The sequence below is a fragment of the Enterococcus sp. UD-01 genome, from assembly GCF_044909655.1.
In the GTDB taxonomy this organism is placed as follows: Bacteria; Bacillota; Bacilli; order Lactobacillales; family Enterococcaceae; genus Enterococcus_L.
In genome coordinates, this window is record NZ_JBIYEU010000032.1 from 1 (window position 1) to 3778 (window position 3778).

Consider the following 3778-nt stretch of genomic DNA (forward strand, 5'->3'; position numbering starts at 1 on the left):
AGTTACTGTTAAAATGTTCTAGACCAAATTTGACTAACGTCGTTCTTAAGAGGTGCTAGTCTTTTTTTGCTTTTTTTGGGTTAGTTTTCGTATAAGAAGTGCTAAGCTCCGAGAACCAAGAGAAGGTACGTTCATCATCGAATCACTACGTTCCTCGTGATTCAACGCAATAAGAAGGAATTCACGAAAATGACATGAAACACGAAAGATTTCTTTCGATGCTTTCTCGTCTAAATTAGACTCGTCGCATTCAAAAGCGCAACAGTGTTGAATGATTCCTACTAGGTGTTTTTCAAATTTTTGTGACCAAGTAGGTACTGTCAAGCATCGAATCGCTTTGCTCTTCGTGGTTGTCAGCAATTTCAGCTTATTTCCGAAGGGGCTGCTTCTGTTCCCGCCGTTTATTCGTATTTTGAGTGTGTGGCAAAAGTGTTCTTTACTTTTGTCTCACACTCATCTATTTATAGAAACTGCCGTTGCTCTTAAAAAGAGAGTAACGGCAGTTTTGTTATAATTGAATATTATTGAAATTCTGTCATGTTGTTGCGATAACGTTTTGGCATATGTGTCAACTGACTGGTTTTATTTGTACGTTCATTAATCGTTACAGCTTTTAGAAAGGTTTTCCACTGCTGTTCGATTTCCTTCTCGTGCTGCTCTTTTTCAAAGCAGGGCGGCTGTGCTTCTTCGATGAATGTCACTTTTCCTTTATCGATAATCCCCAGTAAACGATGGGTCTGATCATAAATCATGATTGTCTGATTAGGATATCTTTCGGCAAAATGAGGACACAAATAAGGCAGGCAAGCATGCTTTGGTTTGATTTGACTATAAAGTAGTTCGCCAATCTGTTCAAAGCGAATAAAGCCCTTATAGGAGTGTGCTTCACCATATAAAGATTGAATCGATTTGCTTAAAGCTAAAATTGCCGGGTGTCCTAAATGATTCTGCAGTAAATCAGCCGTACTTAAACCAATCTGGATGGCATCCAGCAAATAACGTTCCTTATTTTCCGCCGAGCAACAAAAGCCGTCTCTGATAAAGCGGTAATTTTCGCTGCGCAGGCGTTGAGCAAGTCGATTATTGATTCTGCGGGCAATTTGTTCATCTGTTTCAATCCAGTAGGCTGGAAAGAGGCTTTCAACTGCTGTTTCAGGTGTGACGATTGTTTCTGGAAAGCATTTTTTTGAGAAAGCCTGATAGACAACGGTGAGAAAGCCGTTATAACTGCCGTCGTATTCCCAAATGGTGGGTTCATGAGCATTAAGCATAACGCTTTTCCTTTCGTTTGGCTGCTTCAAAGCGTTCCACATCAAATAATGATAATTGTTCAGCTGTCGATTGACTATTGGCGATTTTTAACGTTTCATATTGCTTTGAAGAAATCAGGGACGAAATGACCCATTCCGGATCCTTTATTAACCCGGCCGGAACAGCACCATTACAGCTGACAAAGTATTGCGCGCGTTTTACTACAACGCCTAGCTTTTTTAAATCAGTTAGATGTAGCTGATAATATTTGCGGGCTTTTACAATATTCTGCGCACTTTTCGGACCAATTCCCGGAATTCTTAATAACCATTCATAGCTGGCTGTCTGGACATCAACAGGGAAGTGATCGAAATGCTGCACCGCCCAATTCGCTTTAGGATCTAAGTATAAGTTGAAGTTTGGCTGATCCTCGGTCAAAATTTCATCCGCTTTAAACCGATAAAAACGCAAAAGCCAGTCAGCTTGATAAAGGCGATGTTCTCTCAACAGCGGCGGATCAGTCGTCACAGCAGGTAAAAGGTTGTCCTGATTCACCGGAATATAAGCAGAGTAATACACCCGTTTTAACTCATAATTTTGATACAGCTTTTCAGAAATTTTTACAATCGAATAGTCACTTTCAGGAGAGGCGCCGATAATCATTTGTGTGGACTGACCGGCTGGTACGAACGATTGGCTGTTTCTTAGCACAGGCAGCTGCGCCATCTCCTTTTTCTTCTGCGTGATTTGCTTCATGGGCTTGTATAAGGCAAATGGATCTTTGTCCGGAGCCAATAATTTTAAGCTTTCTCTTGAAGGCAGCTCGACATTTACACTCATCCGATCCGCTAAAAAACCTAATTCTTCAATTAATTTTTCATCTGCACCGGGAATCGCTTTGACGTGAATATAGCCTTTAAAGCCCTTTTCATGGCGTAAGATCTTTAATGTTTTGATCAGCAGCTCGCAGGTATAGTCGACATTTTTTATAATCGCTGAGCTTAAAAAGAGACCTTCAATATAGTTTCTCATATAAAATTCCATCGTCAAATCCGCTACTTCCTGCGGCGTAAAAGTCGCTCGGGGGATTGAATTGGATCTACGGTTAATGCAATAATGGCAATCGAAAATACAAGCATTGGTGAATAATATTTTTAAAAGTGAAACACAGCGCCCGTCGCTGGTAAAAGAATGACAGATCCCAGAAGTAGCAGTACTGCCGACAGATCCGGTTCGCGTGTTATTCGTGACTCCTGAGCTGGAACAGGAAACATCATATTTTGCGGACTCGGCTAAAATTTCAAGCTTCTTGGCTAATTCCATCAAAAAAACCTCTTTCTTAAAAAAATAAGAACATATGTTCTTATTTTAGCAGGCAGCCATGCATTTGTCAAAAAAAGAAAGAAAGCAACTAAATTTCATCGTTGCTTTCTTTTTAATAGGTGATTCATATAACTGCTTTAGGCAGCTTTTACTTGTCTAATTCTAAGTAGCGGGTTAAGTATTCGGCTAAGCCATTTTCATCATTGCTTTTGTCTGTAACATCATTGGCTACTGATTTAATCTTTTCAGTTGCGTTTTGCATCGCGACACCCCAGCCAACATAATCAAGCATTTCTTCATCATTGTGTTCATCGCCAAACGCAATAATGTCTGAACGTTTGATATTTAAAAAATTGGATACCTGTTCCACACCTTTAGCTTTTTGAATGCCTTTTGATACAATTTCCAATATAGGCGTAGGACCGCCCCAAGTTCTGACATCCACGTAGTCACCGTATTGCTTCATTAAAGAGTCTGATACGAGCTTTGCTTGGTCCTGCGAGGTACGAACCATCATAGAGGTTGGATCGGTGAGCAAATTTTTAGCCGTTAACAGGTTATGTGGCGTAGCATCGGAGGCGAAGAAGGCTGAGTCAAAATGGTCAAAGCTATCAATGAAAAATGTTTCTTTGTTTTCAGCAGCCACGAAATCAAGGTTCAAAGCTTGCTTTTGCGCCAAAATATCAAAAACCAAATCACGGTGTATGCCGGTTTCTTTTTCATCTGCCCAATTCTTTTCGGGAATATGCACCAAGGCACCATTAAAATTGACCATCGGAGTAGTCAAGCCTAATTGACGATAAAATTGATGACTCATGCGATAAGGACGACCAGTCACGATGCTGACATAATGCCCTTGATTCATTGCTTTTTTCAATGTTTGTTCGGTTGTTTCACTGATTAAAGACTGCGCGTTTAATGTTGTTCCGTCTAAATCAATTGCTATAAGTTTTTTCAAAATCGTTCCTCCCGGAAAATTTTCTTACCCTTAGTCTAGCATAATCTGCAAGAATAACAAGTTTTCAGAAAGAATTTTCAATAAGAAACGAACGGTTTTCAGGCTTGCTCAAAAACTGATCTATATCCTCAAGCGAAAGCTGCGGCACATTAAAAACATACTAAGATTAGAGGAGAAACTTATCGACGGATGAGTTTCTCCTCTATTTTCCTTTTTTAGGTTTATAGTAGAGAGTGAAAGGAAGAT

3 protein-coding genes are annotated in these 3778 nt (G+C 39.9%); all 3 read right to left on the bottom strand.

Annotated elements, in window-relative coordinates; translation table 11 throughout:
• Positions 1–521 precede the first annotated feature (521 nt).
• Complete coding sequence (locus ABH902_RS15715; RefSeq protein WP_404592333.1) at positions 522–1271, bottom strand: TIGR03915 family putative DNA repair protein; 750 nt, start codon at positions 1269–1271, stop codon at positions 522–524.
• Entirely contained in the window at positions 1264–2574 is a 1311-nt protein-coding gene (locus ABH902_RS15720; protein WP_404592335.1) for a putative DNA modification/repair radical SAM protein, read from the bottom strand. The genes ABH902_RS15715 and ABH902_RS15720 overlap by 8 nt, the downstream gene beginning before the upstream one ends.
• A gap of 148 nt (positions 2575–2722) precedes the next feature.
• Entirely contained in the window at positions 2723–3532 is an 810-nt protein-coding gene (locus ABH902_RS15725) for a Cof-type HAD-IIB family hydrolase (protein ID WP_404592337.1), read from the bottom strand.
• Between the last annotated feature and the right edge of the window lie 246 nt (positions 3533–3778).

Coding starts and splice junctions, on each gene's coding strand:
- ABH902_RS15715 (WP_404592333.1), bottom strand. CDS start 1,271: ATGCTTAATGCTCATGAACCCACCATTTGGGAATACGACGGCAGTTAT.
- ABH902_RS15720 (WP_404592335.1), bottom strand. CDS start 2,574: ATGGAATTAGCCAAGAAGCTTGAAATTTTAGCCGAGTCCGCAAAATAT.